Raw genomic sequence first — 26582 nt, 5'->3', positions numbered from 1 at the left:
CTTACAGATAATTTGAAAATTCACCTTGATTCAACCCAAATGCATTTGCGTAAAACATACGCAAATTAATTTTTAGTCCGAAAAAGACAACCAAGATACTCAGACAAGCAGGTGATTATCATTCTCATTCCCCTTTTCATTATCAATAAACCTGTCAATAAGCTGATATCTTTTTAAGGGGAAGAGGGGTGAAATGCTTTTTCTGCCGAGCTTTTGAGCTGCTTGTCACCCCTTCAGCCGCATCCCCCTCAATCCCTGATAAAGTTCTTGATCCGCCGCCCGAACCACATAATTTGTCGCCTCTAGGGGTAAAGCGCCGCCTACTTGATAGTCGTCATTAGTCATTTTTCAAAACACTGATTTCACGGATTTATTAGAGAGATTGGGGTAGGGAGGTGAGAGGTTAGTTGCACTGATTACACCGACTCAATTGGTTGTCTATCATTTTTCATTATTCGTCATTCGTCATCTAATCCTAAACATCAAACCCAACTCCATCTCCAACCCCCTAAAACTTGTTCCCCCTATCCACTCAATCCCTCTGCGTTCCTCTGCGTAAACCTCTGCGTTCCTCTGCGTTAAAAAAACATAACCTCCATCCTCACCAACTCAAATAAAACAATCCCTAACCCCCCGATTCAATCCGACTCTCAAAATACCGACGAAACAACTCATAACGAGGACTAACACCATCCCCTTCCCACCGAACCAACCCCAAATTCTCCAAAACATCCGCCACCTCCAGATTCAACCTCACCGGATAATTAACCCCAACAACCTGATTAAACGCCGCCACCAACTCCGGCGATTGATGTAACTTTTGTCCATACATCAGCAAATAATCCCGATAAATTCCCCTAGGAGTCGCCGCCGTTGCCAAAACCTCCTCCAATGTCACCAACTTTTGTCCAATTTTCTTCATCGCCTCTTGCACCAAATAAGGCTGTCCCCCCACCATCGCCATTAACCGATTCACCTGATCAATTTGCCAATCCAATCCATAATCTTGCGCCAACTCTTGCACCTGTTCCCGACTCAATTCCGGTAACGCGATCGGAAGTCCCGTATTAAACGGCGACTGATTAATATCCAGTTCGCGATAATCTTCCGTATACACCAAAACCTGGTGCAATTTCCCCCAAATGGGGCGCGTTTTTGCATCCTCATGTCGCGTTCGCAGCATCCCTAAAAACTCCCCCGCAACTTCCGGATACGGAAAAATTCGATCCACTTCATCTAACCCCAAAACCAGGGAACTATCTCCGGGTAACAGATGCTTTTCAAAATACGTCTTACACTTATTCTTGCTATTGCCAATACTCTTCTGCCAATGTTCAGCAACTGGATTGTCTGATAATGATTCTTGATTCAGACTCAGCGTCACACTGGTACAGAACCATTGCAGAAATCGATTCAAATCTTGAAAATCCGTCGCCGTTGCATCCCGCAGATTCAAACTCACGGCGCGATAACCCTGATCCGCCGCATAATTCAACACCCGTGACATCAACTCCGTTTTCCCCATCTTCCACGGCGCTTTAATCCGCAGTAAACATCCCGGCTTCAGGATTTCCTGGTAACAGGTAGACAGAATCCCCGGTTCAATATAACGATCTTGACAGAGAATCGCACGGGAATCTGTCTCTGGATTCCTCAGTTGTTCTCCATGCTGTTGATATCGCACATACTCCCGCTTTAACCAGTCTCGCAAGCGCTTAAATTTCCCTTTTTTCTCCGTATTCAGCGCCGGACAAGAATGGGCAAATGTCGCATAAATTCGTCCCATTCGTCGTTGCAGCGTCACTTCACTGATATGCAAATCAGCAGCAATTTTGGCATCAAGTTCTGCCAAATTCGGTTCCGCAAAGCGCCAACAAAACACCCGTCTCTCATCGGCATCAAATATACCCTGATAATCTGCAATTTGTTGTAAAAAAATATCCCACGACATAAACAGCTAAAGGTATTCAATAGTCAGCAAAATTGTCGGATGTGTTAGCATTCGCGCAGCATTCTCAAAAGGTAGCGTAACTCACCCTGACTCTATTCCACTAGGATATCACTTATAATCCAACGATTAAAATAAATGGGACTTGAGTCAGCGATGCAAGCGTTTATAGCAAAGACAGCACAACGATTAACGCATGATTTATGGCTGATATTGATACCTTCTGATAGCTTTTGATACCTTTTGATACTTTCCCCCAAAAACCTCACAATTCTATCTGATAGCTAGCTGTGGGTTCAAATTCAAAATAAACCGATTTAATAGAGTTACAAGCAAAGAATCCCTTGATGAGTCAGTGTTTTTCTTCACTATTGCCCATTGCCTAGCGCGTAGCGCTATATCTCAACTCTCTCAGAATTTTCAGGAGTACAATTATGCTGAAATTCAAGCCAATTCTTTCCCTTACCGTAGTCGGACTATCTCTCAGTCTACTCAGTAGTAGTAAAGTATTAGCCTTTAGCTTCAACTTTAGCCCGATCGCAGAAACTAGCAGTTCATTCAGTTCCTTTAACAGCCTCGGATCAGGACTCGGTACCGCAGGTGGGAATAGCGGCTATAAATTATCTAATGATGCCGACTATCAAAACGGCAAAGGACTGGCAATTAACAATAATGGTCAAGTCGTCTTTTTTGCCGAACTCACGTCAGGAGACCAAGGAATCTATATTGGTACTGGTGTAGGAGGAGCAAAAATTATTGTTGACAACAAATCCTACTCTATATTTAGCAATTTCGGTCAAGGACTAGCCCTCAATAATGATGGCACTGTTGCCTTTTTTGCCGATGTAGATGCTGGAGGTCAAGGTATTTTCACCAGTAACGGTGTTAGTCCCACTCAACAAATTGCCCATACGAGTGGAACTTATAGTAGCTTTGCCCCTGGACTTGCCATTAACGATAATGGCACTGTCGCTTTTTTGGGCAATCTTGATAGTGGGGCGCAAGAAATCTTTACCAGCGACGGCAATAAAACGATCCAAATTACCAACTGTACAGGTGCTGGCTCATCCGAGCAACAATGTCCTCTGTCCAGTGTAAACCTTGATCCTCATGCACCTGACATTAATAATCAGGGAATGGTCAGCTTTGTCAGTCACTACGGTGTGTTTACAGGGGATGAGAATGGCAATTATCTGATTGTTGCTGATCAAACTAACTTTTGGAATGGTTCATATCGGGAAGCCAATATAAATGACCAAGGAGAAGTCTCAGCGTTTGCTCATAATAATGGTGCAGGTCAAGTCATTTTTAAGGCGGATGGCATTAATGGTGAACTGATTGCCGGGAATAATTATGAGCAGTCAGAAACACCAGATACATTCTATAATGTTGGCACCAGCTCTATCAATAATAAAGGACTGGTTGCGTTTATGGCGAATCAGGTCGTTGAAGGGTCTAGCCCCTTTAGCAACCAGGATAAAGGCATTTTTGTGGGCAGTAATGCCGTTGAGGATAAAGTTATTGGCATTGGCGATACCTTATTCGGTTCTACTGTAGTTGATTTAGCTATGGATCGGCAAAGCCTGAGTGATGACAATGAAATTGCTTTTTGGGCAAAACTTGAAGATGGCACCGAGGGAATTTACCGCGCCAATAATATTGCCGATTCTCAATTTAATCCCTTGCTTCCTGATAGTACCCTGGATGGAGTGTTCCGATTTATTGACGTTATTGGTGGGAAATGGTACGACCCACCTTCCGCTTATGGCTTCCGCTATGAAATGACGGGAGATTCTTTATTTACCTCAATTCTGAATTTCCCAGTTGGCTTTGAAAATCCCTTCACCGTATCTGTAGGAGATACAAATATGGGTGAATTTCTACCCGGAGACAGTATCGATTTTGTCTCGCTTTTGGGTGGTGGTGTTTCTGAGTTTACGATTACCGGACTTGATGTTGATCCCACCAATCCCACAGCGTTTCCAATTAAACTTGACTTTGACACAGATACGGCGAGTTTCGATATGCACGCACTCATAGAGGAAGACAGTCAGAACGTGCCTGAACCCGTTTCTGTATTCAGTTTATTGTCCTTTGGTTCAGGTGTTGTACTATTGCGTAGGCGGAAATCAAGGCAGCTGTAGGGGCGGGTTTTACAACTATCTTATTGGTTGCACCCAGATGTAACTAAACCCGCCCCTCCCAATGCTAATTTGGTGCAATAGATTGGGTTCGTAGTGAGGGCTTCAGCCCTGTCCAGTTAGACGTTAGAGAACTAAAGTTCTCACTACAAACAAAGCCCTATTTTAGGTGGGTCACGCCAGTAGGGTGGGTTGAGCGAAGGTAGGGTGGGTTGAGCGAAGTCGAAACCCACCAGCATACCAGTCAGTAACATTGATCTATACCGATTGAATCTTGGCTAGAGTAAAGGCACAAACAAATAACCAACAAAAGCTAAAAACTTGAAGGCGAAAAAAATGTTAAACTATACCGCAAAACTTTCTATTTCTGCTCCAATCATTCCTATCGCCACCGTATGTGGTTTGCTATTTGCCACAGGCGAATCTGCTCAAGCTGCTACGTTTGCTCTCAATGAAGATACTACGGTTGATACGTTTACCGAATGTGTCAACGATGGTATCGCCCTCCAAGTTGGCAAAAATCCCGTTGATGAATCCGGATGGCACTATGCGATTGATTCATTTAATGATGGTGTGGATGGACTTCAAGTCGGTGGCAGTGGTAATCCCTATGAAATTCACAGTTTAGCACTCAAGGAAACGGAGGAGAGCATTTTTGTGGCGATTAATGCCAATATGTCGTTAACAGGTGTTGATGGAACCAGTGCTGAGGATGGCAATATTGGTTGGGGGGATTTGTTCTTCAATTTTACCGATCAAGATTTCACCACGGCGAATAATCAAGGGGATTTATTCGGGGTACGCTTTGCCGGAACCAATGATTCCTTAGTCCCTAATCTTGGTCTTTATGGCAATGTCACCGCTATTAGTACCACAGATATTAATAGTGGATTTGATAGCCTAGAAGCTTACAACCAGCGAGTGAATGACTTTTGTCAAGGTGCTGACTGTGGTCCAAGTCTGGGAGATTTACCTGCTGATACCTCTTATTTTGACCAATCTCAAAGTTTAAATACGATTGGTTCCGGTGAATTTATCACCAGTCTTATGTACCTTTCTGAGTCAGAATTACTCGCTGCTGGCTATGACGTGAATCGCTTTGATGGTGAACATACCATCGCGTTCAAGTTTGATAAATCGGGGATTTGCGATCGCGGCTACTGTACATCAGTCCCTGAACCCTCTGCTGGCTTGGGTTTAGCCGCCCTCGGTTTAATGGTTGGTGTCAATCATCTCCGCAAGCGTTACTCAGCTTGAAAACCCGGTGTCGTCAAGGTTAAAGCTATTGGCAGATAAGAGTGCGATGCCGGACGTATCGCGACTTCACCCATTTCTTAAATGCCCAACTTTTACATCTGTCAATAGCAAGGTTTGGGAGCAGGTTTTATGGCAACCTCAAGACGGATTTAAACCTTATCTATCGCTATAATTGAAGTAGTTAGTGCTGGAGTCAATACAGTCAGTATTCCGCAACTAACACCAACTATTTTCAGTCCAAGCACACCGTTTAATTTTCAGCGTGAGACGGAACAGAAAGCCAATCAACCCGCTCGGAATATTTGCCCATCTCGCCCGACTCTCCCCTGTGCAGAAAGACCCCGATAGATAAGAAGGGAACAGGGAATGGTGAGGAACGAACTATTACAGAATTAACCCCAATTTTCTGTAATTTTGGCTACATCTTTGTATTAAATTGCTCCGGACTCCTCTTGCTTACAATCTACTGAATACAGAGTTAGGGATTAATTTTGTAAAGATTTGTGACAAAATCCTGACTCTTTGCATAAAGGTGAGGAAGAAAACCAGAGTAATAATTAGAAACTCAATTCACTGTCAACCAATCCAGGAAACTTATGTGGAACATCATTTTCAGCGGATTAATCCTCTTTTACCTAGTCATGCTGCCGCTTTTCTTCACACGATGGCTAGGCTTTTTACAACGTGAGGAAAACCTCTCTCCCCAAAGCCGATTTCACTCGCTCATGTTCTTACTCATCGCCGCTCTTCTTTGGCCCCTAGTCGTACCCATCTCCTACCTAGAACTATTAGAGCGCCAAGAACAACTTCAGAATTTTTGAGCAACCGGAGTGTCCTGTCCATTTCTGACACCGCATCAATCACTATCTCAAGTTACCTGAACTGAAGGAACAAGTCCAATGACTGCATTTACCCTCAACCCCAACCGTTGCGATGAAGACTATATCTATCAGCCATCACTCTTCAATAATCAGATATTAATTTTCTCGCTTCATCCTTCAACCTATTCCATTTCTAAACGCTGCATCGATATTATGGGGTCTTTAATCGGACTTCTGATTTTAGGAATTCTTTTTTTCCCCATCGCCATTGCCATTAAACTCGATAGTCCCGGCGATATTTTCTATAGTCAAACCCGCCACGGACTTTACGGCAAACCCTTCAAAATTTGGAAATTTCGCTCAATGATTCCCCAAGCGGACATCCTCAAATCTAAAATTCCCAATCAAGTCCAAGGACACCTGTTTAAGAATGACAATGACCCCCGCATCACTCCTGTGGGGCGTTTTCTGCGCGGCACTAGCTTAGACGAATTTCCCCAATTTTGGAACGTTTTAATCGGAGACATGAGTTTAGTTGGCACTCGTCCGCCCACCGAAGATGAAGTGATCCATTACAACCTCCACCATTGGCAGCGATTAAACGTCAAACCAGGGATCACAGGCGAATGGCAAGTCAAGGGGCGATCGCAGGTACAGGATTTTGAGGCGGTGGTTGCTCTTGATTTAAATTATCAGAAACAATGGCATCCTGGGTATGATTTAGTGATTATTTGGAAAACAATTTCCGTTGTTTTTACCCGACTCGGTGCCTGCTAACGAAGAGAAGACAGAAGGTATTGTCATGCATTTAAATTGGGTATTAGTAGCGAGCAAGATGCAAAGCCTGCGGCATGGCTTCGCTAAACGCACTACAAGGATTGCGCCACTATTGATATTAAGGTTTAAATGCCGAACAGCTTATCACCTACTTACTTAGATGATGTAATAGCGAAGCATTTGGGTAATAGCTGAGGAGCAAAAACTCAGATTCTATGCCCATGTTTCGTTCTTCCCCGTAGGAAGTTGTAGGTTGGGTTGCAGCAACGAAACCCAACCTATCTTTTACTCAACTGATGCTCTAATCGGCACTGGCTACCAAGCCATTGCCACTACCAACATATTTAATCACTTCAACGCCATTTTGTTCCAAAATCACCAGCGGTTCCTTATTTGTACCTAATTCAATACGCTTAACCAAAACTGCGCCATTCAACAAAGAATCCCCCGCCCGCACATAGCGGCTGGTTGTCTTCGCTGACGCCTTGACAATTGCATTCCATTGTCCCTCAAGTTGCATCACACCACTCACTTTTACCGCATCAGCCAGTTCAGTAGAAGGGGCGGGCGGTTCCTCAATAACGGTTGTCTCGCTAGGCGCTGGAGACGGTTGAGGCTTGGGTGTTTGAGTTTTAGGGGCTGGGGTTTCAGGTGATTTTTTGTTCGCGGCGGGAGTGGGAGAGGATTTAGTCGGAGAGGGTTGGCGTTTAGGTTCCAAAGTTGGGGAAGGTTGAGTTTTGGCTGGAGTTTCAGACGCTTTTGGCTGTGAGGGTTGCGTTTTAGCTGGTTGGGGCTGAGTCGGTGGAGTTGTGCTTTTGGGAGTAGACTGTTGATTCGGTGCAACCTTAACCGTACTAAACGGATCTTGACGCGCTTTCGCAACAGGTATCTCAATCAATCGGCTCGACGGAATCAGTCCGGCTGGCGGTGGAGGAACTAGGGTTTTGCTTTGATTATTGGCAGTTTCAGCTTCAGGTTGTGTCGGGGCTGTAGCTACAGACGATTCAGGTTGTGGGGTTTGACTGATTTGGTTATTTTGACGGGTGCAGCTACTGACGAGCAGAGCAACTAGACCTAAACCAGCGATCCACCGCAGCTTATTCATGGCGATTACCTGAGTTCTCTTTCTTTAGAATAGCCTTTCTGGAGATGGAAATCTCTTGCTTACAGCTTAAGCGATCGCACTCACCTTAGGGTATTATTTGGCGATATCTCGGCTATAAACCAACCAAATCAGCATCAACGCCCCTATTATCAGATCCTGTGAGATAGCCTACGTCAATAGCTCCAGAATGGCTGGAGTTGGAGAACTCTTGAGGTGTGGCTTTGTTCTCAGCTTGAGTTTTCTGGTGACTGGGTAAACCACTTTGGAGTTCGAGAGCGATCGCGATCCACTCCGATAGAGAAACACCAACACTGTCAGCTTGTCGCTTCAAGGCTGCATATACTTCATCACTCAGTTCTAGCTTGACAACTTGACTCACGGCTATGTCCCTCAACGATTGCTATGTAACCCTAGAGTAACATTTCCAAAAACTTCATGGCTTGGATTGATACCCAGCTTTTGCTATCTGAAATTTTTCCTAGACGGCGTTTAAATTTAGTGGTAGTTGCAAGGTGGTAATTTGGGTAACTTGCTCTGTTGGGTTTCGGCGAGTCAACCCAATAGAACCTCGTGCTACGGGTTTTCTACCGAGAATACGAATCATTCATTGTAGTTATTGCTGAACTTATTTCAACGTCTTGATTTACGCATAAATATAAAGTCTAAACAGTTTACTGGATAAAAAAAATTAGTCGGTTTTAACCGACTTGAGCTATAAGCCAAGAACTTGAGTTCTTGGCGGCGGGTAACATGGGCTTACTCAAGCTTGAAACTGCGACAACAACCAAGCACTCACCTTACCATGATTCATTTGCCGACTACGCCGCAATGCTTCTTCCAATAGGGCAATCTCTAAACCAGGAAACACCTGGGATTGGTAAATTCGCCGACTCCCGCCATTTTGAATTTCAAAGGCGATAACCTGAACATTTTTTACATCAATAATCCAATACTCCCGAACTCCCAACGATTCGTAGAGGAGACGTTTCTCTCCTTTGTCATCGGCTAAAGAAGAATAGGCAACTTCAATAACTAAATCCGGGGGTGGGTAGGTATCGAGATTAATGATCGTCGCTTCCCAAGGTACTGTTTCCGCCTTATCACCGACATAAAACGAGACATCCGGTTGGGCTTCCTCACAGCCTGTCTTACGATACGTGCAGTTATCATGACCATCAATGTCAATGTCTCGAATACTGGCAAAGAGGGCAATCGCAGCAATAACAATGAAATGGTCGCGGGAATGGGGGTTACCAAGTGGAGACATCTCTAGCCTCATGCATCCGTTATAATAATAGCCTTTCGCTTTTTCATAAGCTGGATCACTGATTGCCTCAAGGTATTCGTCCCAAGTCACCTTGACCCAGGTATCGGTTGGTAGTTTGGCTTGCAGTTGACTCATGACGACCTTGCTGATGGCTAGCGATCGCTAATATTGTAGCTAAATCCCAAAATCCCCGACTTCTTCAAGAAATCGGGGATCTCATCTAATTCACGTTATGTGTAACAATCCTGTATTACTTACCTCCAGCCACAGCTTTTCGATAGTCTTTAAACGACTGATAGCACTCTTGTTGATTATAGAGGTGACATTGGTCGGTAATCTGTTTCATCAACGACCAAGAAAAACGGCATTCACGCAATTCATCCCCCCAATTTTCCTTGAGAATCCGATGCGCTAACCGCAAATTATAGGACGGAATTGCACTGGAAATGTGATGGGGAATGTGAACATTAATATCGTGGCAGAGAAACTCGACCCAACGGGGATAATCACAGTGAACCGAACCAAATAGTTGAGCCTTCGCCTCATTCCACTCCGGTTCTGGGGTAAAGGGAATATCGGGTGCTGTGTGGTGAACAATGGTAAACGTACTCATCCAGAAATGGTAAACAACCCAGGGAAGTAGCCAGAATTTGATAACTCCCCACACACCTACTGTGGCAAAGAGTAAAGGAAATGCAACAGCAGCAAAACCGATAACCCACAACGCGGAAAACTTGACTTGAGAACGCTGTTTCCCCTGGAAATTCCCCCAGTTAAAATGCAGTAATGCCCAGTGGAACATCGAACCAATCCACCACAATCGACCTCGTGTTAGTTGGTAAAACCACTTAACTAAAACCGAGTGGCTGACATAATACTCTACGGTAAACGGTTCCCATGCATTATCTTCCCCAAGCTTATTTGTGTGGGCATGATGGTGGTTATGGAGAATGCGCCAGCTATGAAAGGGATAAAGTAAAGGTAAAAATGCCAGGTGTCCCACCCAATCATTCACCCAACGGCGATTGGCAAAGGAACGATGACCACAATCATGACCGATAACAAAAAAGCCAGTCAATGCTGTACCCGTGAAAATCCATAATAGCGGTAAACAAAACCAGGGTGCGATCGCTAAACCCCCATAGCCTAGACCCACCATTAAAATATTTACCAGAACCACTGTCCAGGCTTTGCGACGGTTTTTCTCAAACACTTCACGCGGTAACGTTCGCAAAATGTCTTTTAGCCGTAAGGTAGTCGTCACCCTTGTGATCGAGTAAGCGGAATTTTGTTCTTTGATTGTCGATATAGTCATGAAAGAATTTAATACATGAGATGTTGGTAAATTGCGAATAATCAGGCAAAAAAATCCTGCTCAGCCGTCTATTACTGGCAGATAGAAGGGTATCTCCTTGTGCTTATCCGTCAGAGTTGACAAAACTCAGCACCCCGAAACTGAGTTCTGGGGTGCAAAAACAGCATCAATCAAACCAAACACTACTGTTCCCCTTAATTATTGGCGTCGGATTGAGCCGTAGCCAACCGTTGTTTTTGGAGGATTTGGAGCTGCTGCAATAGTGAATCTACTTCTGCTTGCAAATGTAGATACTTGACTTGCTGATCAGCCTGGTAAATCGACTTCATCAATTTTATCAGGCGTTGGTCACTCGTGTTGCTTACCATCCCGCGATCGCTCTCGGTTGCAGCTTCCCGATTCGGGTTTGGTGGACAGACTACACTAGATGAACGATTTAGCATTCGTTAAATAGTTATTTTTACTTACTCACACCACAGGCTATTGTATCTTGAACATCAAGTTTTGTTGCATCATATAGGTCAATTTTATGACTGGCTGAGTCATTCATTATGAAAGCCAACGGACTTGATAAGCTGGAACCCCCATCTGTCAAGTGTTTTCCTCTCGCTCTTGCAAATAACGTTAGCCCGGATGGGAAGCACCATTGTAGAGACGTTGCATGCAACGTCTGGAACATAAATGATGTGTCCTAACCGCTATGGCGGTTGCTATAACTCCTAGTTAAACTCCCTGTTGATTGTCTTGACGCTGGGCGATGACGGCGTAGAAGGGATCACCCCCGCCAACCCCTAGCATCTGGAACAAACTGGGAACTGGCGAAGAACGGGCAATCACTTCGGGAGTACCAAATCCGGGTACAGATTGAAAATAACGCTTGACAAGTTGCACACGACTGGCTTCAGTTCCGTCTCGCCATGCCGCGATCGCTTTTTGGAAGAACATACGATTGGAAAAGCTGATAATGGCGATACCCCCGGGTTTGAGAATGCGGTGAATCTCCTGAAACACAGCATCAGGGTATTGTAGGTACTGAATCGAGACACAGTTGAGAACCGCATCAAACTCTTGATCTGGCAACGGTAACTGAGGATTTTTATTCAGATTGTGGACAAAGTAATGGTTTAAGTGGGGATTGCGTGCTAGTTCCTGTTCATTCATCCCGTGTCCCTCAACATGGGCAAATTCCATATCATCGGGCAAGTGGGATACATGACTACTCATCATATCCAGGATGCGAGTATGGGGTTTCAGGCGTTCTCTATAGAGTTGAGTGAGTTGATCCAGAAACCCAGCATCAACATGGGTAACAAAGCGAGGGAAGGAGTAAAACAGGGTATCCTCGGTATCGTCTAGTTTCGTCCGTTGGTTGGATTGCAGCAGCATAGTCGTTAGCGGAAAATAGGATGCTATCTCTTAGTTTAAGAAAAATTACGGAATGTAAAGGATACGCATCCCATGACTGTTTACGGTTGTGACCCGATCGCCTTTGAGGGAATTACAGGTCAGCGTTATTGGTTCCACGAACCGTTTCACCTTACGGGAATTAGCGATATCGACGAACGGCTGAGTAGTTTCCCCGTGGCTGTCTTTTTGCCACAGGATCGACCTGGCGATCAGACACCGTTGGTGATTGGTATTCAAGGGATGTGTGCGCCTTATGGCTGGAATGCCTTTATTGTGCCAACGCTGACCCAGATGGGGATTGCTGTGGCATTATTTGACACCCCTCTAGCAGGTGAACGCAGTTTCATGCGGACGTTTTCCGGGGTGGCGCAGGTTGAAATTAAACCGCTTCTGGATCGTGGTATTTGCTTTGATACTCAACTGATGCTGCGGATGTTCAGTGTCACAGCGCGGGATATTGGCTTAGTGCGGAATTTCTGTCGCGATCGCTATCATCTCACTGATCCTCGGTTGGCGCTATTTGGCGTTAGTATGGGGGTTTTATTTAGTGCATTTGCCTTTACTACAGATGGAATGGGAGAACGATTACTGGGTGCGATCGGTCATGCTAACCTGCAAACCTTTGCCAAAAGCTGGGGGGGCTTTATTTTGCCAGAATTGGCTGCATCGCCTCTAGGTGGGTTAGCAGAAGCGTTGCTGGGCAAATTTCAACCGGATCTCCAGAGTTTGGTTCCCCTCTTGCGAGTCGCTAATTCTCTCAAACATCCCGATGAGTTTGGTCAGGCTTGTAACCCGATGACGTATGCGGATCGGGTAGACTCTCATCGTCGGATTCGCTTTTTGGTCGGGAAGCGCGATCGCATGGTTAATGTCGCCGATGCTAAGGCTTGTGCCAAGCGATTTCCGAATAGTGATTGTTATGTCGTTCCGGGTATGGGTCACGGGACAAACGATTTCGGTTCTACGTTTACCGATCATATTCGCTATTTTCTGGTGACTCAGTTAGCAGATTGGCGAGGTTAATGGGTAATATTAAGTGGGTGGACACAATTAAAGTTAACGGTTGAGATTAGGGAACAGGCAACAGTAAGGGTTTGAGGGTGATTTACTTGCACTTAATGCAGCACCGTTTTCTTTTGTCCGACTACTTATGTTCTGTGGAATACAGTTTTGTGACAATAAGAAACAGGTTGGGCTACGGCAATGTCTATCCGTGTAAACTTAATGCTGCAACCTTTACTTAATAAGAGATCCCCCCTAGCCCCCCTTAAAAAGGGGGGGACAATAAATTACATCAAATCTGGTTAAAAAGCCTCACTAAAAACGGCTAAAACACACTTTGTCAAGTAAGCTGTTCGGCATTTAAACCTTAATGTCAATAATGGCGAAAGCTTTGTAGTGCGTTTAGCGAAGCCATGCCGCAGGCTTTAGCGAAGCCATGCCACAGGCTTTGCATCTTGCTCGCTACCAATACCCAATTTAAATGCATGACAGCTTAACAGCATCTGTGTATAGCAACCGCCACAACGGTTAGGACACTAAACTTGCCTCAAAAAAATACACGGCATTCATTTTATGTCCTAATGACCCTGGCGACTGCTATACAATCAACCGGATTTGATAGTATTCAAAGTCCCCCTTTTTAAGGGGGATTTAGGGGGATCTAAACGTTGAGCTTCCCCTGCTTCCCCTGCTCTCTTCCCCCACCACAAGACTTATTCAGCAGCCCCTAATTGATTCCCCATTCCCCGTTCCCTCTTTCAACCCCTACTTACAGTAGACTCAATCTCAGCCAACTGCCGCTGAAGTGTACCTGTAGTTAACAAAGACTCCGCCTTGCTTAATCCATCCTCTAACATAGGGCAAACCCCACACCGCCAAAGATAAAACCCACCATTCCAAATCACAGATTTTTGAAATTCTGAAGATTTTCCAGCTAAAACATCCTTAATTTGTGCCAATAATTGTTCCTTTGACTCTAAAGGAACCTCCTTCCCTTCAAAACCATAATCCCTAGGGTGAAGTTTCAGGCGTTGGTAGGGTTCGCTGTCTCCAGGTTTATGTGTCGAAATAATCACCGTCCGTTCACGAGGCAAATCGCAACTTCCCTCTAACCCCTTGATTAAGGTGTAATTGTTGACACCTCGTAATCCTAATGTTCCCTGCATAAATTCTTCCGTGGGGGGATGGACAAACCCAGCCACGAGATGCACATTCCCCGCATAAGGAAGCCAAATTAATTCAATCGTGGCAAAGGGGGGACGCTTGCCAATCTGATCCCGATAATTCACTAAACTTTGAGTCGCCGGAAAATGGTTAGGGGTGTAGATAAACCCAAAGCGAGTTGTGTCTAAAGCCTGATGCACTTGGGTAAGACTCAATCGGGTAAAATCGATGCCCAATCCTTGCCATATTTCCACCAGGGGAATGCCATATTTTGTTGCCATACAGTCGCCGCCATGTTGGATTACCGGAACCCCGGAAGCCGCCAGCATTAGCGCCGTTAATAGAGTAACTGGGGCGGTTCGCGATCGCCCGTCGTAAGGTGTCCCCATTACTGTGACTATCGGATCACCGGATAACCGAGGCAATGTACAACCCAATTTATCATACGCATCCAACATTCCCGCAAGTTCCTCACTCGTGGGGCGCTTAATTCTATGGGCAATTAAAAACGCCCCAATTTGAGCCGGCGTCGCGTCTTCATTCAGGATCATTTCTGTGGCGTTGGCGGCTTCTTCACGAGTTAAATCTTTGTGAGTATGGCTACCACTGCCCACTTTCTTTAGCAGTTCTCTGAAAATAATACTCATAATGGGGGATGAAAAATAGGACGATGGGACTATGACGATAACGGTTTAGGACGATAGCAGATTGAGAGAACACCGTTCGTGAATCCTGAACAAAGATGCAACGACTTCGCCATTGAGTGAACGCTGTGAGGATTAGTTAACAAATCTACAATTAATTTTTATGTATTATTTGATACAGATATTAATTTTAGTATATTCTGATACAAGATAGAGAATCGAGAATCAGACGGCACAGATATGCAAAATCCACAACCGCAACCCCCTCCAGCCAACCTCTCGGCTAGTGCAATTTTTCGCTATCTGCAACCAGGAATGTGGCTGAGATTAGAGGAACTCCCCAATCCATTTGCCCACTATGAGGCGTTGATACTTTCCCAAGTCTCGGATCATGAATGGCTGACTTGGATTCCGGAACATGGAGAATATCTGTTAGTGCTGTAGCCACTTCCAGCGAAAGGATAGCCTCCTCTAGCTAAGTTGTTCAGCCAATATCACCTCCATACAATGCTCAAACGTATAGAAAATTTGGAGTTTTGGTAATGATCAAGACTAAGCTTTCCCCCTGCGAGAGTTTACTCTATCACTGGATTCGGTTTCATACTAGAACCAATCATAAAGTAAATTTTAACTGGCATGACTTTCAGGCTTGGACAGCAGAATTCCTTGAACATTCAGTTAGCTTGAGCGAAGTTTACGCCGCGCTTACAGAGCTACATAAGCTGAAATTAATTACTGTCCAAGGCACCGAAGTTGCCCTAAATACCCCCCCAAGTCGTACACCATTAGAACTTTCACCATTACCCCATAAATTATTAACCACCAACCGAAAACCTAAGCTTTTTTCCTGGGGTTCCCTGATGACGTTAATCTTTTTAGTCTTGTGGTTAGGCTCAGGCGTTATGTATTTTAAGTTGTATTCAGGAGACTCAAATCATTATACCAATCCTTATCAATTTTTGGGCGAAAAAATAAAATAATTGGGTTGACTTATTTAGTCAATCGGAGACAGAGCGAAACCAGGATGAAGAGTGAAACAGGGTTATCCGAATGTAGTGTCGTGGCACACCTTAATTGGTGGATTAGCATTGTAGGGGCGCATGGCGTGCGCCCGGTTAAACGTCAAATCTATTCCACAATTTTAGCTGTGTCAGTCCAGTAGGGGCGGGTTTCACTACTATCTTTTTTGACTTCACCCGAATTTCACTAAACCCGCCCCAACCCAATGTGAGAACTATAGGACAAACCAATGACACAAGACAAACGCCTTAAGCATCAATCACCACTTGTCCGTCAGGTAAAGCACAACAAGTCAAAACCATGCCTTCCTCTAAATCTGCCACAGCATCATACTCTTCCTCATACTTCACTTGACCTTTTAATAACTTCTTAGCACAAGTCCCGCAAGTACCAGCACGACAACTACTGTCGATTTCAATGCCTTGGCTTTCAGCCATGTCCAGGATAAATTCCTGAGAATTGCCGTCAACCTGTTTCCAAGATTCCGCGAAAAATAGCTTTGTTTGAGCTTGATTGCCGTTCGTTTCTGTCTCAGATGAAGGTTGAGTATCCTCTGGAACATTCTCCTGAATTTCTGGCTCCGGTTCTATAACCACTCCATCCTTAACTTTAGCATCAAAGTTTTCAATTAATAGATTCCGCAGAATCGGTTTTAGATCATCGCAGGCAATTCCTTTTTCCAATACGTCTCCGAGTTTAGCATCTTTGCCGACTTTTCCCCCAGTATAAAGATTCACCCCTTCGACAGGTGTGCCATCTTTACGAACTTTCGTACCCATTAAGCCAATATCAGCAACTTGAGGTTGTCCACAGGAGTTGGGACATCCAGTCCAGTGTATCCGAACTCGTTCGGGAATGTCTAATTCTTGATCCAGTTCTTGTGCTAATTTTAATGCCCGTTGTTTGGTTTCTATGATGGCAAAATTGCAATAGCGATTCCCCGTACAAGACACCAATGAACGGGTAAGCGTAGAGGGATGAATCGGAAACTGCTGGAGTAACGGTTCACTCAGAAACGCTTCGATTTTTTCATTGGCAATGTAGGGAATAATTAAATTTTGTTCAACGGTTAAGCGAATTTCACCATTGCCATAAACATCAGCTAATCGGGCTAACTCAAACATGGTGTCGGCTGACAAGCGCCCCACAGGAACCAGTAAGCCCACATAACTGTATCCTGGTTGCTTTTGCGGATAAACCCCAATGTAATCTTTTTTCTCTTGGGTAATCTCATCCTCAGGCGCAGCCGGGAGAATTTCTTTCTCATAAGTTTTTTCAACTTCCGCCCGGAATTTTTCTACGCCCCATTTATCAATTAACCACATCATCCGGGCTTTTTGGCGGCTTTTTCTTAATCCCTCTTTTAATCCGTTCTGAGTATAAACGGTGAGAATCGCACCACTCAAGTTAATCACATCTGCTTCATTTGCCGGAACCCATGCATTTAAGGGAATCGCTTCCACACAACGCTGGGCTGATAAATAACCGCCGACTAAAACATTAAAACCTAATTCTCCATCCCGATAGGCAGGGACAAAGGCAATATCATTAATTTCAGCATGAATGGAGTTATCCCGCCCTCCTTCAATGGCAATATTGAATTTACGCGGAAGATTAGTAAACGCATAATTGCCTTCCCCGTTATTGGTAATCATGTCCTGCAATTTTTGCACCATGTCACGGGTGTCAATGATTTCGTCCGCATCAATTCCGGCGACGGGTGATCCGGTTAAATTCCGCACATTATCCATTCCCGTCTGCACACTGGTCATATTAATAGATTGCAGTTGACGGAAAATGTCTGGAATATCTTCTAAACGGACGCCTCGCAGTTGAATATTTTGGCGAGTAGTAATATCGGCGCTACCATCATCACCATAACGCTGCACAATACTGGCGAGAACCCGCATTTTCTCACTGTCCAGATAACCATTGGGTGTGCGTAAGCGCAACATGAATTTGCCAGGAGTGACTGGACGAAAAAAGACACCTAACCACTTGAGGCGAAGTTCTAAGTCGGTTTTATCAACGTTTTCCCAGCCAAGTTCGATTAAGCTTTCCAGTTCATGTTTAATGTCTAGCCCATCTTTCTCTGCTTTGGCTTTTTCCACTTTGTTTATTTTTTTGGATACGTCTTTTGTTGTAGTCATAGCGCTATTTTGATGAATTTTTACGGTTTTCGGTTCTACTAAAATTTCCCCTCTTAATTTCAGTAAGGTAAGCAAGGTTAAAGTAGTGAATTGTATATTTGGATACGTTTTTAAGTTGAGTTTGAACAAAATGCATCATATAAATGCAATTTGTGAATTAAATGTTTATAAATCCTAGATTCTATGAAACGATAGGAAGAGTGAGGCTGAAGTGGCACACCATTCAGTCTGGGTAACGATGCAATTGATCAAACAATGGACAAACTTCTTAAACAAGCCACAGTTGCCACAGAGCAAGGGGATTGGTTGTCAGTCACTCAATGTTTGCAGCAATTACCGTTGGATGAGTGCAGCCGAAATCATTCCAGTCAAGAAACAAAGGAATTGCCCCTAGGATTGGCGATGGCGTTAACGGTTTTGGAACAGGGAGATTTTCAGGCGCGTTGGGATATTGCCAAGGTTTTGCCACAATGGGGAGAGAGTATTGTAATACCGTTGATCGAGATTCTGGAAGATGAGGAGGCGGATTTAGAGCAACGGTGGTTTGCGGGGCGGATTTTGGGTGGATTTAATACGCCTGACGTGATTCGGACATTGGTGAAATTACTCGATCACAGTGAAGATGAAGAGTTAAGTGCGATCGCATCTAGTGCATTAGCCGCGATTGGACATCCTGCGGTTGAGGCGTTGACTGATTTGTTGGTGAAACCGGAATCTCGTCTTTTCGCCAGTCGCGCCTTAGCGCAGATGCATTGTGCAGAGGTGATTAATCCCTTATTAAGTGTCGTCCATGATCCCGATGTACAGGTGCGCGTCACCGCCATTGCTGCCCTGAGTCGTTTCCATGACGATCGCATTGTACCCGTTTTCTTGGTGGCATTAAAGGATTATGCAGCATCGGTTCGCAAGGAAGCGGTGATCGGGTTAGGCTTAAGCGCCTCCTCACAAACAGATCTCGATACATTAATCTATCTGCAACCCCTGCTGTATGATCTGAACTTAGACGTCTGTCAGCAAGCCGCGATCGCGATCGGTAGAATCGGTACAGATCAAGCAACTGAGGCGTTATTTCCAGTTGTGCGATCGCCTTTAACTCCCGTTCCCCTACAAATTACCGTCATTCAGGTATTGGCGCGGATAGAAACGGCGACTGCATTGGAGTATTTACACCAAGCATTACCCGCCATAGCCGAAGACTCCATCTTAGAAATTGTGCGCGTTTTTGGGCGGATTGAAACCCCAAATCTGAAACACCAAGGCGCTAAAATCTTGCTAGATTTCTTCCAGTCTGGACATCCCAGTGTTGATACAATGGTGATTAAACAAGCATTAGCCTACAGTTGGGGACAATTAGGAATCCGCGACGCCATGAGTGCTTTAACCCAACTTCAGAATGATCCTCAATTGAGTGTCAGATTACACGCTAATGCGGCAATTCAACAACTCCAGTAAACGTTTCCAAATCTTCTATCCAAAGTAGTATGATCGCCATCTAATCCTCCTGTGATCTTCTCTTCTCATCCTCTGTCCTATGATGAAGGGCGGGTTTTGTTGAAAGGTTATCGATAAGTACCAAAATTAAACGGCTAAACCCGCCCCTAAAATTAGACCCTTTGACTACGCTCAGAGCATGCTTTGTAGAGGCGTTGGGTTTCATTCTTCGACCCAACCTATTAGCTAGAGTCGCGGATCAGACTCCGGTGGATGCCAACCTGCTATAACTTGCGTTTGGGGGTCAAGACCCGATGTAAAGTTATAATGACGCTCATTGATAAATATTACCGAATTCGCTCATTTTCATGCCGGAGGACATTAGGGCGGAGGGTTGAACCATGAGTTGAGGTGTCATTGGGCTACCACGATTATCAATTGCTCTTTATCCTACTATTTTAGATGGGTCACGCTAGGAAAATCGCTACCGTAATCCCTGTTCAATTAGCAGCGTATTCAGCCAAGCCGCTTAGGAATCGCATCTGGTAAATTAAAGGCATAAAGCTGGGCATGAGGTCTTAACTCGCTGCGACTAATCAGAATCCGATAGTCTTTTAACTGAGCTACCCCTTGCATCGGCATCGCTTTTCCACTGCGAAGTAAATCAATTTCTACCAAGTGGGTGGAACAGGTTAAAATTTTCTGGCGTTTGCGTAGATATGCTTCCCTCCCCTCACCTGCTCGTTTATTCTTGGGTGAAAGTAGTTCAATTGTGGTGACAACTTTTCCCGTTTTAGTGTCTCGAATCTCTAAATAGCGTTCTTCTACCTCCTCCGCCAAGGGAATCGTTACGGTTTGCGGTTGATCAGGCTTCGATAAGGTAGCAGTAGCCCTGTTGCGCGTGGCGAATTCTGGAGACGCCTCTACCTCTGAACAGACAACGGAAACATCGGGAATACCAATCAGGATAGTATCCTCAGGAGTGCTACTGTAGACACGCTTTTCAATTGCCACATAATAGTTAGGAAGTAACGGGGGTGCAATCTCATCCGCGATCGCGACAATTAGACGGCTATGCACCTCAGACCATAATTCTGGATTCTCCAGATAGGGATTCATGCCAGGAAATGGAGACGTCATATCGCTAATTGTTGCAGGGTGAGTAGCTGTAATCTAAATATTTGTATACTGACTACTATAATATCATCAAAAACTGAAAAGTGTCAGTCCACTACGGTGTATCAAGTTTCTACTGCCGCAGCTACGAATCGGCGAAGACAGTGCAACTACGAACCGGGTTTCCTGTACCCATTCGGTCGAGTAAACCGTACTCTTTGATGACTCCAACATTTTAGGACGGTAATCATTAGTAAATTAGTCGTTAAAACCGAATTGGCAGTGTTGTTTGTTTGCCTACTATGGGAATCAAGGGATAGATGGTAATGCTCCATTCCGTTACCAGCCCGGATTCAGCATACGAATGTGAAAGCTGAGTACAAAGATGGTATTTTGAATCTGACGTTGCCTAAGACGGAACAAGAAAAGAACAAAGTGGTCAAAGTTCAGCTTGAACCAACCGCTTAAGGGATCTTTCACCATTCTAAATTAACCGCCCGACGCCCGACGCCCGATGCCCGGAGTTCAAACTCCGGGCTAAAAGCTTAAGTCAGCTAAAGCTGACTGGATTGAGTGAGGTACTCCAGATCCCCCTCCCGTCCCCCTTCAAAAGGGGGAAGCCAAAGGATGCTTCGCTTTTTTTGCACGGGGATGCGAGGGGGATCGACAATCTACCGCATAGCAGAGCAAACTGCTGTATTCTCAAGCCTACCCAAAAATCGGTTGTATATTTTTGGAGCTAACCGATTTACTTCTCCTCAAAATGTATCCGTTCTTTTCCTGTATAAATATTAAATCGTTTTCCGCGCAAAAATCCGACTAAGGTGATGCCAAACTCTTTGGCTAACGCAACCGCTAAACTGCTGGGTGCAGATACCGCACAAACAATCGGGACACTGGCGGTTAGACATTTCTGTACTATCTCAAAGCTAGAACGTCCACTCACCAGCACAATTGGGTTGGTTAAAGGTAATTGATTACTCAAAAAAGCAGCACCAATTAATTTATCCAAGGCGTTGTGGCGTCCCACATCTTCTCGTACTGAGAGTAATTTTCCTTGGGTGTCGAATAAGGCGGCGGCGTGTAATCCTCCGGTACTTGAGAAAATCCGCTGGGCGGTGTGTAATTGTTCGGGTAAACTATAAATAATATCTGGACTAACGGTTAATCCGGCTGAGATAATTGAACATCCCCGTAAATGTAGGGCTTCTAGACTGGCTTTCCCACAAACTCCACAGGCGCTGGTGGTAAAAAAGTGGCGTTCTAAGGGTTGTAAATTAACCGATAATCCGGGTCGAAGTTTTACATTAACAATGTTGTAACGTTGTTCCCCATCGACATCCGGATCAACACAATAACTAATCTGCTGAATATCATCGCGATCGCGAACCACTCCTTCAGAGTACAAAAACCCCGCCGCCAGTTCAAAATCCGCCCCTGGTGTTCGCATCGTCACCGCTACGGTTTGCGGGGGAGAGACGAGGCGAATCTCCAAGGGTTCTTCCGTCGCCACCTGATCCTGGCGCGATCGCACGTTACTTGAGAACCCCCATATTGAAACTGATCTCCCGCTTCTTTGAGATGTTGAATCCCCGCATATTGGGGAATGATTTGGGCAATTTCTTGGCGAATCGCGGCGGTTCCTTCAAACTTTAACGGCGCGTTTCCGTCATTTCCTGCGGCTAAATCGGGACGAACTCTCCGTGCCAATTCCATGAATACTTCCCATTCTGGACGCGCTTCGCCAATGCGATTTCCCTGAACTTCGGGACTGAAAATAACCCGTCGTTCTGTCGTGGTTTCGGTTACGCCTCCTGGCACTTCATACCGAGTGGTGGCGGGGAGTAGAATTACCGTATCCGCCGGATCAACTAACATTTGGCTAGAACAAATAATATCCTGATGCACCCGCAGGGGAACGCGCTTTAATGCCGTTTCCACATAATCGGGTTCGGGTAGCACTTCTAGGAAATTTCCCCCCACGGAAAAAAGGACATCCAACTCTCCCGCATAAGCCGCCTGAATCATTTCTGATGCGGTTAATCCTGGGGAGGTTGGTACATCAAATCCCCATTTTTTACTCAACTGTGCTGCATTTTCTCTTGTAATCGGCTTCCCTCCAGGGAGTACCGTGGCGTAGCATCCCATCTCCGCCCCCCCTTGTACTCCAGAATGTCCGCGAATCGGCATCAAGCCACAGCCTTCTCTGCCGACAAAGCCTTTCGTTAGTGCTAGATTAATTAGCGATCGCACGTTATCTTCGCCACATTCATGCTGGGTAATCCCCATACTCCAGACAAAGACAGCCTTGTTCGCCTCGGCTATCATCTGGGCAAATTCATACATCTGATCACGAGATGCGCCAGATAGCCGTTCGAGTTCCTCCCAGGATTGGCAGTCTAGGCTGGCTTTTAAGTCCTCAAAGTTGCGCGTATAGGTGTTGATAAACGAGTGATCAACCCAATTATTGGCGATTAAATGTTTCAGTGTACCATTAATAAACGCCATATCCCCACCCATATTCACCAGGAAAAAGTCTTCGGCGAATTTTGTGCCAAATAAAGCACTTTCGGGAATCGACGGCACCCAATAGCGTTCCATCCCCGGTTCCTGGTAGGTATTAATTACGACTATTTTTGTTCCCGCCTTTTTTGCCCAGTGGAGATACTTCACGGTGACGGGTTGGTTATTTGCCACATTCGACCCAATGAAGACTAATAAATCTGTCCCTATCCAGTCTTTATAGGAACAAGTTGTAGCGGCTACCCCTAAGGCGTTTTTCAATCCCGCTGTACTCGGAGAATGACAAATTCGCGCCGCATTATCAATATTATTGGTTAAAGCGGGCATTGTATTCATCCGCAGCAGTCGCAACCGGACATTACAAACATGAATCCCCTCTAATGTCCAGTCTTTCATCCCCGTGGTGCCTAACGCACAACCGTCGCAGACGCCTTGGTTGAGGATATCCCAGGCGTAGGGAAGTTGATCCCGATTTTCCCAGATGGCGCGAAATACTTCCCAGTAATTGTTCGGGTATTGTTCGCCGATACCGAAGGGTTTCCAGGTTGCCCAGTGTTCAGGCGTCCAGCGCTTTTTAGGTTGAGGTAACATGATTTGGAGTGGTGCTAATGCTTGCGATTCTTTAACGCTACCATTTTCCTATTCTAATCCGATAGTTTGGTTCGGTCTATCGCCTTTCCACTCGATCATCAAACCTAATGCTAAGTAGGTCGGTGTCAATAAAGCTATCTATATTAATTTCTGTAAATAAACCTAAAACTCTTACAAATGACAAATGACAATCTTCACCGTTCACGTTAATTATGTCCACCTACTTAGGGTCAAATGTCCAGCAATCCATACCGTTTCTGAAGTTGCAGCAATTTTAGTCGGGCTTCCCCTGCATTATCGGCTAAATCAGCAAACTCTAAAAACCGTTTCAACTCTTTTTTGAGCAAATTCCGTTCCACCTCTAACGTTTCACGTCCTAAATCTGGAGGGAGAACAATCATATCAAATAAAGTTGCCCGTTCCTTATCAGGATGCGGGCGCAAAATTCGCCCCCGCCGTTGAATAAACTGGCGGGGATTTCCACTACTAGCAAGAATAACAGCCGTTTGAATCGCTGGAATATCTACCCCTTCATCAAGACAGCGAATCGCCACCAATCCTTGTAATTTCCCGGTTTCAAATTGATGACGTAATTCCTCTCGTTCGGCTAAAGGCGTGTCTGCTGTATAGGTGTTAATCCGATATCCAAGTTCACTTCCTAATAACCGGGTTACGGCTGCTAATTGACGAGTGGTTTCCTGACTTACACTGCCTTCAACTGAACCATCTCCACAATAAAATAACGTGTGATAGGTCTCTAATCGTTCTGCCATTAACTGTTGCAATGCGGTTAACTTGTTAGCCGCTGATCCAATTAAACGAGCGCGTTGCATTAATAAGGCAGTTACAGTATCATTATTCTGGATATCGATCCCTTCATTATTCATTAGCGCCCAGCCAATGCGTTTCGTGAATTTGGCATAAGCGATTGATTCAGTTTCAGTTAATTCCACTAATATTGGATAGTAGAGATAGTGAACTAATGCCCCTTGGTGAATCGCATCCGCTAAAGTCAGTTCAGGTTGCAAAACTGAGCCAAAATAGTTGAATAAGCCGTGGGTTCCTTCCTCATCAAAATAGCGTTCTGGTGTCGCGGATAGGGCAAGACGTAAGCCAATGTTGCGCGGTAAACTCTCTTCTAAGCGTCGAGACCCTAGGTTATGGGCTTCATCACCAACAATTAAGGTTTTGGGGGGAAGGTATTTGAGTTGAGATTGTAACCCTTCTGTGATCAATGTGGCGTTGGTGGTGATAATTGTCAGAAAAGATTGATTGCCTGATTGTAAGTTATAAAGGGCAGTAGATAGTTGATTTTGCCAATGGCGTACACTTTCAAATGCCAGAATCGGTTCTAAATTAAACGTCTGACATTCTCGCGCCCATTGGGTAACTAGATGACGATAGGGACAAACAACCAGTAAGACTTGTAAGCCGATTTGGTGATAGAGTTGGGTTGCGATCGCGAGGGCGGTAATTGTCTTGCCACTCCCTGTCGCCATCTTCAGCGTACCGCGTCCCTGATTGCTAAACCAGTTGGTTATCGCTTGTTGCTGGTAGGAACGCAGATGCAGTGATCGGGGTATCCGGGGACAACCTGGTGATATCATGTCCGGTTTTTGATGGCAGATGGCAGAGGGAGAGCAGGGGGAGCCATGTAGAGACGTAGCATGCTACGTCTGGAAGATGAGGGCGGGTTTTGAACCAACGTTATCATCAATAGCTGGCGCGAAGTCCCTAAACCCGCCCCGACAAATCAGGTTCCCTTGAAGGAAGCGAAGGGTCAACACTCAACCCTAAAAAATTTCCCAAGCCTTTCCGCGATACCCAAAATTAAATGATTCTGGATGCAGGATTTCTGCCAAAATTTCTAAGGAATCCACTAATCGGGGTCCGGGACGATTAAAATAAGCATTGCCATCGGTAATATAGACTCTCTTATTCCGTACCGCCTGTAACTCTGACCATTCTGGACGCTGAGTTAACTGCTGGGTTTCCTGACGGGTTCGCTCTAAATCAAAACCACAGGGCATAATAATCATCACCTGAGGGTCAGTTTTCAGTAGTGCATCCCATTCCAAGTACGGCGAATGCTTACCCAAAGCGGCAAATAAATGATGACCCCCAGCCATATCGACTAATTCGGGAATCCAGTTACCACTCGCCATTAACGGATCAGTCCATTCGATCGCGGCGACTGTGGGTTGATTGGCGAGGGAGAGGTTCTGTGTCATTTGCTGAATGGTGTTCACACGAGATTGGAGTTGATTCAGCAAGGGTTGGGAGTCTACGTCTAATGTAGCCGCTACTTGTTCAATATCTGTCCACACCTCGCTTAATTGATTCGGCTGCAAGGAAATTACTTTTGGCTGACTCTGGGTGAGTTCAGCAACCGCTTTCTCGACTTCTGGAAAATTGACTGCACAGACATCACATTGATCTTGAGTAACAATATGGGTGGGTTGTAATTGTTCCAGGATATCGGTTTTAATTTGGTAGATGCTCAAAGCATCCTTGACTAAGCGACGCACATCCCGGTCAATTTGGGCGCTGGGTTTTTCGGCATTTAGTCGCGCTTCGGTACAAATGGGGCGGTTTTGGATGTCGGGAGGATAGTCGCATTCGTGCGATCGCCCGACAATTGCATCGGTTAAGCCTAAAGCGGCGACAATCTCGGTAGCGCTAGGGAGTAGGGAGACTATTTTTAGGTCGGATGTTGGCATGATGGAGTGAAGATTTTATTTTTTCAACGCAGAGGAACGCAGAGGGTTACGCAGAGGGGCGCAGAGGATTTGAGAGGATTTGAGTGAAAATTTTGTAGAATTTGAGAAACGATAAGTTATCACCTGGCAAGTTTGCTTTAGGGGGTAAAAGCACTCACTCGAAATTCATGAGGTTGGATTTGT

22 protein-coding genes and 2 pseudogenes are annotated in these 26582 nt (G+C 45.1%); 10 read left to right on the top strand and 14 right to left on the bottom strand.

Annotated features, from left to right (window positions below; translation table 11 throughout):
• Nucleotides 1-625: 625 nt before the first annotated feature.
• On the bottom strand, nucleotides 626-1951 hold the full coding sequence (locus RIB93_RS13395) for an AAA-like domain-containing protein (protein WP_446373254.1): 1326 nt from the start codon (nucleotides 1949-1951) through the stop codon (nucleotides 626-628).
• Nucleotides 1952-2382: 431 nt separating this feature from the next.
• Here RIB93_RS13395 and RIB93_RS13390 point away from each other — a divergent pair, with 431 nt between their 5' ends.
• The 4 genes from RIB93_RS13390 to RIB93_RS13375 all read left to right on the top strand — a co-directional run bounded on the left by RIB93_RS13390 (nucleotide 2383) and on the right by RIB93_RS13375 (nucleotide 6944).
• Entirely contained in the window at nucleotides 2383-4092 is a 1710-nt protein-coding gene (locus tag RIB93_RS13390) for a DUF7453 family protein (RefSeq protein WP_446373253.1), read from the top strand.
• A gap of 333 nt (nucleotides 4093-4425) precedes the next feature.
• The gene (locus RIB93_RS13385; protein WP_446373252.1) at nucleotides 4426-5346 is read left to right on the top strand and encodes an XDD3 family exosortase-dependent surface protein; all 921 of its coding nucleotides are present in this window, start codon (nucleotides 4426-4428) and stop codon (nucleotides 5344-5346) included.
• Between the two features lie 596 nt (nucleotides 5347-5942).
• Entirely contained in the window at nucleotides 5943-6167 is a 225-nt protein-coding gene (locus RIB93_RS13380; protein ID WP_446373251.1) for a hypothetical protein, read from the top strand.
• A 78-nt stretch (nucleotides 6168-6245) separates the two neighbouring features.
• Entirely contained in the window at nucleotides 6246-6944 is a 699-nt protein-coding gene (locus tag RIB93_RS13375) for a sugar transferase (protein WP_446373250.1), read from the top strand.
• Between the two features lie 301 nt (nucleotides 6945-7245).
• On the opposite strand, the gene RIB93_RS13370 is transcribed toward RIB93_RS13375, so the two are convergent.
• The 6 genes from RIB93_RS13370 to RIB93_RS13345 all read right to left on the bottom strand — a co-directional run bounded on the left by RIB93_RS13370 (nucleotide 7246) and on the right by RIB93_RS13345 (nucleotide 12017).
• On the bottom strand, nucleotides 7246-8049 hold the full coding sequence (locus RIB93_RS13370) for a hypothetical protein (protein ID WP_446373249.1): 804 nt from the start codon (nucleotides 8047-8049) through the stop codon (nucleotides 7246-7248).
• Nucleotides 8050-8161: 112 nt separating this feature from the next.
• Nucleotides 8162-8428 carry a hypothetical protein gene (locus RIB93_RS13365; RefSeq protein WP_446373248.1) on the bottom strand — a complete coding sequence of 89 codons (267 nt, stop codon included), beginning with the start codon at nucleotides 8426-8428 and terminating at the stop codon, nucleotides 8162-8164.
• A 381-nt stretch (nucleotides 8429-8809) separates the two neighbouring features.
• Nucleotides 8810-9451 (bottom strand): Uma2 family endonuclease, encoded by a 642-nt coding sequence (locus tag RIB93_RS13360; RefSeq protein ID WP_446373247.1) that lies wholly within the window; start codon nucleotides 9449-9451, stop codon nucleotides 8810-8812.
• Between the two features lie 115 nt (nucleotides 9452-9566).
• Nucleotides 9567-10631 carry a fatty acid desaturase gene (locus tag RIB93_RS13355; protein ID WP_446373246.1) on the bottom strand — a complete coding sequence of 355 codons (1065 nt, stop codon included), beginning with the start codon at nucleotides 10629-10631 and terminating at the stop codon, nucleotides 9567-9569.
• 194 nt (nucleotides 10632-10825) lie between these two features.
• Nucleotides 10826-11074 carry a hypothetical protein gene (locus RIB93_RS13350; RefSeq protein WP_446373258.1) on the bottom strand — a complete coding sequence of 83 codons (249 nt, stop codon included), beginning with the start codon at nucleotides 11072-11074 and terminating at the stop codon, nucleotides 10826-10828.
• Nucleotides 11075-11354: 280 nt separating this feature from the next.
• The gene (locus RIB93_RS13345; RefSeq protein WP_446373245.1) at nucleotides 11355-12017 is read right to left on the bottom strand and encodes a class I SAM-dependent methyltransferase; all 663 of its coding nucleotides are present in this window, start codon (nucleotides 12015-12017) and stop codon (nucleotides 11355-11357) included.
• Nucleotides 12018-12089: 72 nt separating this feature from the next.
• Here RIB93_RS13345 and RIB93_RS13340 point away from each other — a divergent pair, with 72 nt between their 5' ends.
• Nucleotides 12090-13061: an alpha/beta fold hydrolase gene (locus RIB93_RS13340; protein WP_446373244.1), complete on the top strand. Its 972-nt coding sequence runs from the start codon at nucleotides 12090-12092 to the stop codon at nucleotides 13059-13061.
• Nucleotides 13062-13798: 737 nt separating this feature from the next.
• On the opposite strand, the gene RIB93_RS13335 is transcribed toward RIB93_RS13340, so the two are convergent.
• Nucleotides 13799-14851, bottom strand: coding sequence for an anthranilate phosphoribosyltransferase family protein (locus tag RIB93_RS13335; RefSeq protein ID WP_446373243.1), 1053 nt, complete (start codon nucleotides 14849-14851; stop codon nucleotides 13799-13801).
• A 237-nt stretch (nucleotides 14852-15088) separates the two neighbouring features.
• On the opposite strand from RIB93_RS13335, the gene RIB93_RS13330 reads away from it, so the two are divergent.
• From RIB93_RS13330 to RIB93_RS13320, 3 genes are all read left to right on the top strand, one after another.
• Complete coding sequence (locus tag RIB93_RS13330; protein ID WP_006105971.1) at nucleotides 15089-15292, top strand: hypothetical protein; 204 nt, start codon at nucleotides 15089-15091, stop codon at nucleotides 15290-15292.
• Between the two features lie 98 nt (nucleotides 15293-15390).
• The gene (locus RIB93_RS13325; RefSeq protein ID WP_446373242.1) at nucleotides 15391-15828 is read left to right on the top strand and encodes a hypothetical protein; all 438 of its coding nucleotides are present in this window, start codon (nucleotides 15391-15393) and stop codon (nucleotides 15826-15828) included.
• A gap of 44 nt (nucleotides 15829-15872) precedes the next feature.
• Nucleotides 15873-16010, top strand: a complete 138-nt coding sequence (locus RIB93_RS13320; RefSeq protein ID WP_446373241.1) for a hypothetical protein — start codon at nucleotides 15873-15875, stop codon at nucleotides 16008-16010.
• A 106-nt stretch (nucleotides 16011-16116) separates the two neighbouring features.
• Here RIB93_RS13320 and RIB93_RS13315 read toward each other — a convergent pair whose 3' ends face one another.
• Nucleotides 16117-18018, bottom strand: a complete 1902-nt coding sequence (locus RIB93_RS13315; protein ID WP_446373240.1) for a ferredoxin--nitrite reductase — start codon at nucleotides 18016-18018, stop codon at nucleotides 16117-16119.
• A gap of 255 nt (nucleotides 18019-18273) precedes the next feature.
• On the opposite strand from RIB93_RS13315, the gene RIB93_RS13310 reads away from it, so the two are divergent.
• Entirely contained in the window at nucleotides 18274-19470 is a 1197-nt protein-coding gene (locus tag RIB93_RS13310; RefSeq protein ID WP_446373239.1) for a HEAT repeat domain-containing protein, read from the top strand.
• 495 nt (nucleotides 19471-19965) lie between these two features.
• On the opposite strand, the gene RIB93_RS13305 is transcribed toward RIB93_RS13310, so the two are convergent.
• On the bottom strand, nucleotides 19966-20589 hold the full coding sequence (locus RIB93_RS13305; protein WP_446373238.1) for a DUF4058 family protein: 624 nt from the start codon (nucleotides 20587-20589) through the stop codon (nucleotides 19966-19968).
• A gap of 309 nt (nucleotides 20590-20898) precedes the next feature.
• Between RIB93_RS13305 and RIB93_RS13300 the strand changes: the two are divergent.
• Nucleotides 20899-21033, top strand: a pseudogene (locus tag RIB93_RS13300) (Hsp20/alpha crystallin family protein); the annotation flags it as partial.
• A 280-nt stretch (nucleotides 21034-21313) separates the two neighbouring features.
• Here the strand turns inward: RIB93_RS13300 and fdhD are convergent.
• The 4 genes and pseudogenes from fdhD to RIB93_RS13280 all read right to left on the bottom strand — a co-directional run bounded on the left by fdhD (nucleotide 21314) and on the right by RIB93_RS13280 (nucleotide 26399).
• Complete coding sequence (gene fdhD, locus RIB93_RS13295; protein ID WP_446373237.1) at nucleotides 21314-22099, bottom strand: formate dehydrogenase accessory sulfurtransferase FdhD; 786 nt, start codon at nucleotides 22097-22099, stop codon at nucleotides 21314-21316.
• A 2-nt stretch (nucleotides 22100-22101) separates the two neighbouring features.
• Nucleotides 22102-23679: pseudogene (locus tag RIB93_RS13290) on the bottom strand (molybdopterin-dependent oxidoreductase); the annotation flags it as partial.
• A 230-nt stretch (nucleotides 23680-23909) separates the two neighbouring features.
• Nucleotides 23910-25286 (bottom strand): DNA phosphorothioation system restriction enzyme, encoded by a 1377-nt coding sequence (locus RIB93_RS13285; protein ID WP_446373236.1) that lies wholly within the window; start codon nucleotides 25284-25286, stop codon nucleotides 23910-23912.
• 186 nt (nucleotides 25287-25472) lie between these two features.
• Nucleotides 25473-26399 (bottom strand): cobalamin-binding protein, encoded by a 927-nt coding sequence (locus tag RIB93_RS13280; protein ID WP_446373235.1) that lies wholly within the window; start codon nucleotides 26397-26399, stop codon nucleotides 25473-25475.
• Nucleotides 26400-26582: the final 183 nt, after the last annotated feature.

Source organism: Coleofasciculus sp. D1-CHI-01 (assembly GCF_040218875.1).
GTDB lineage: Bacteria > Cyanobacteriota > Cyanobacteriia > Cyanobacteriales > Coleofasciculaceae > Coleofasciculus.
The sequence above is the reverse complement of the archived record's forward strand: the minus strand, read 5'-3'. Positions and strand labels throughout refer to the sequence as shown.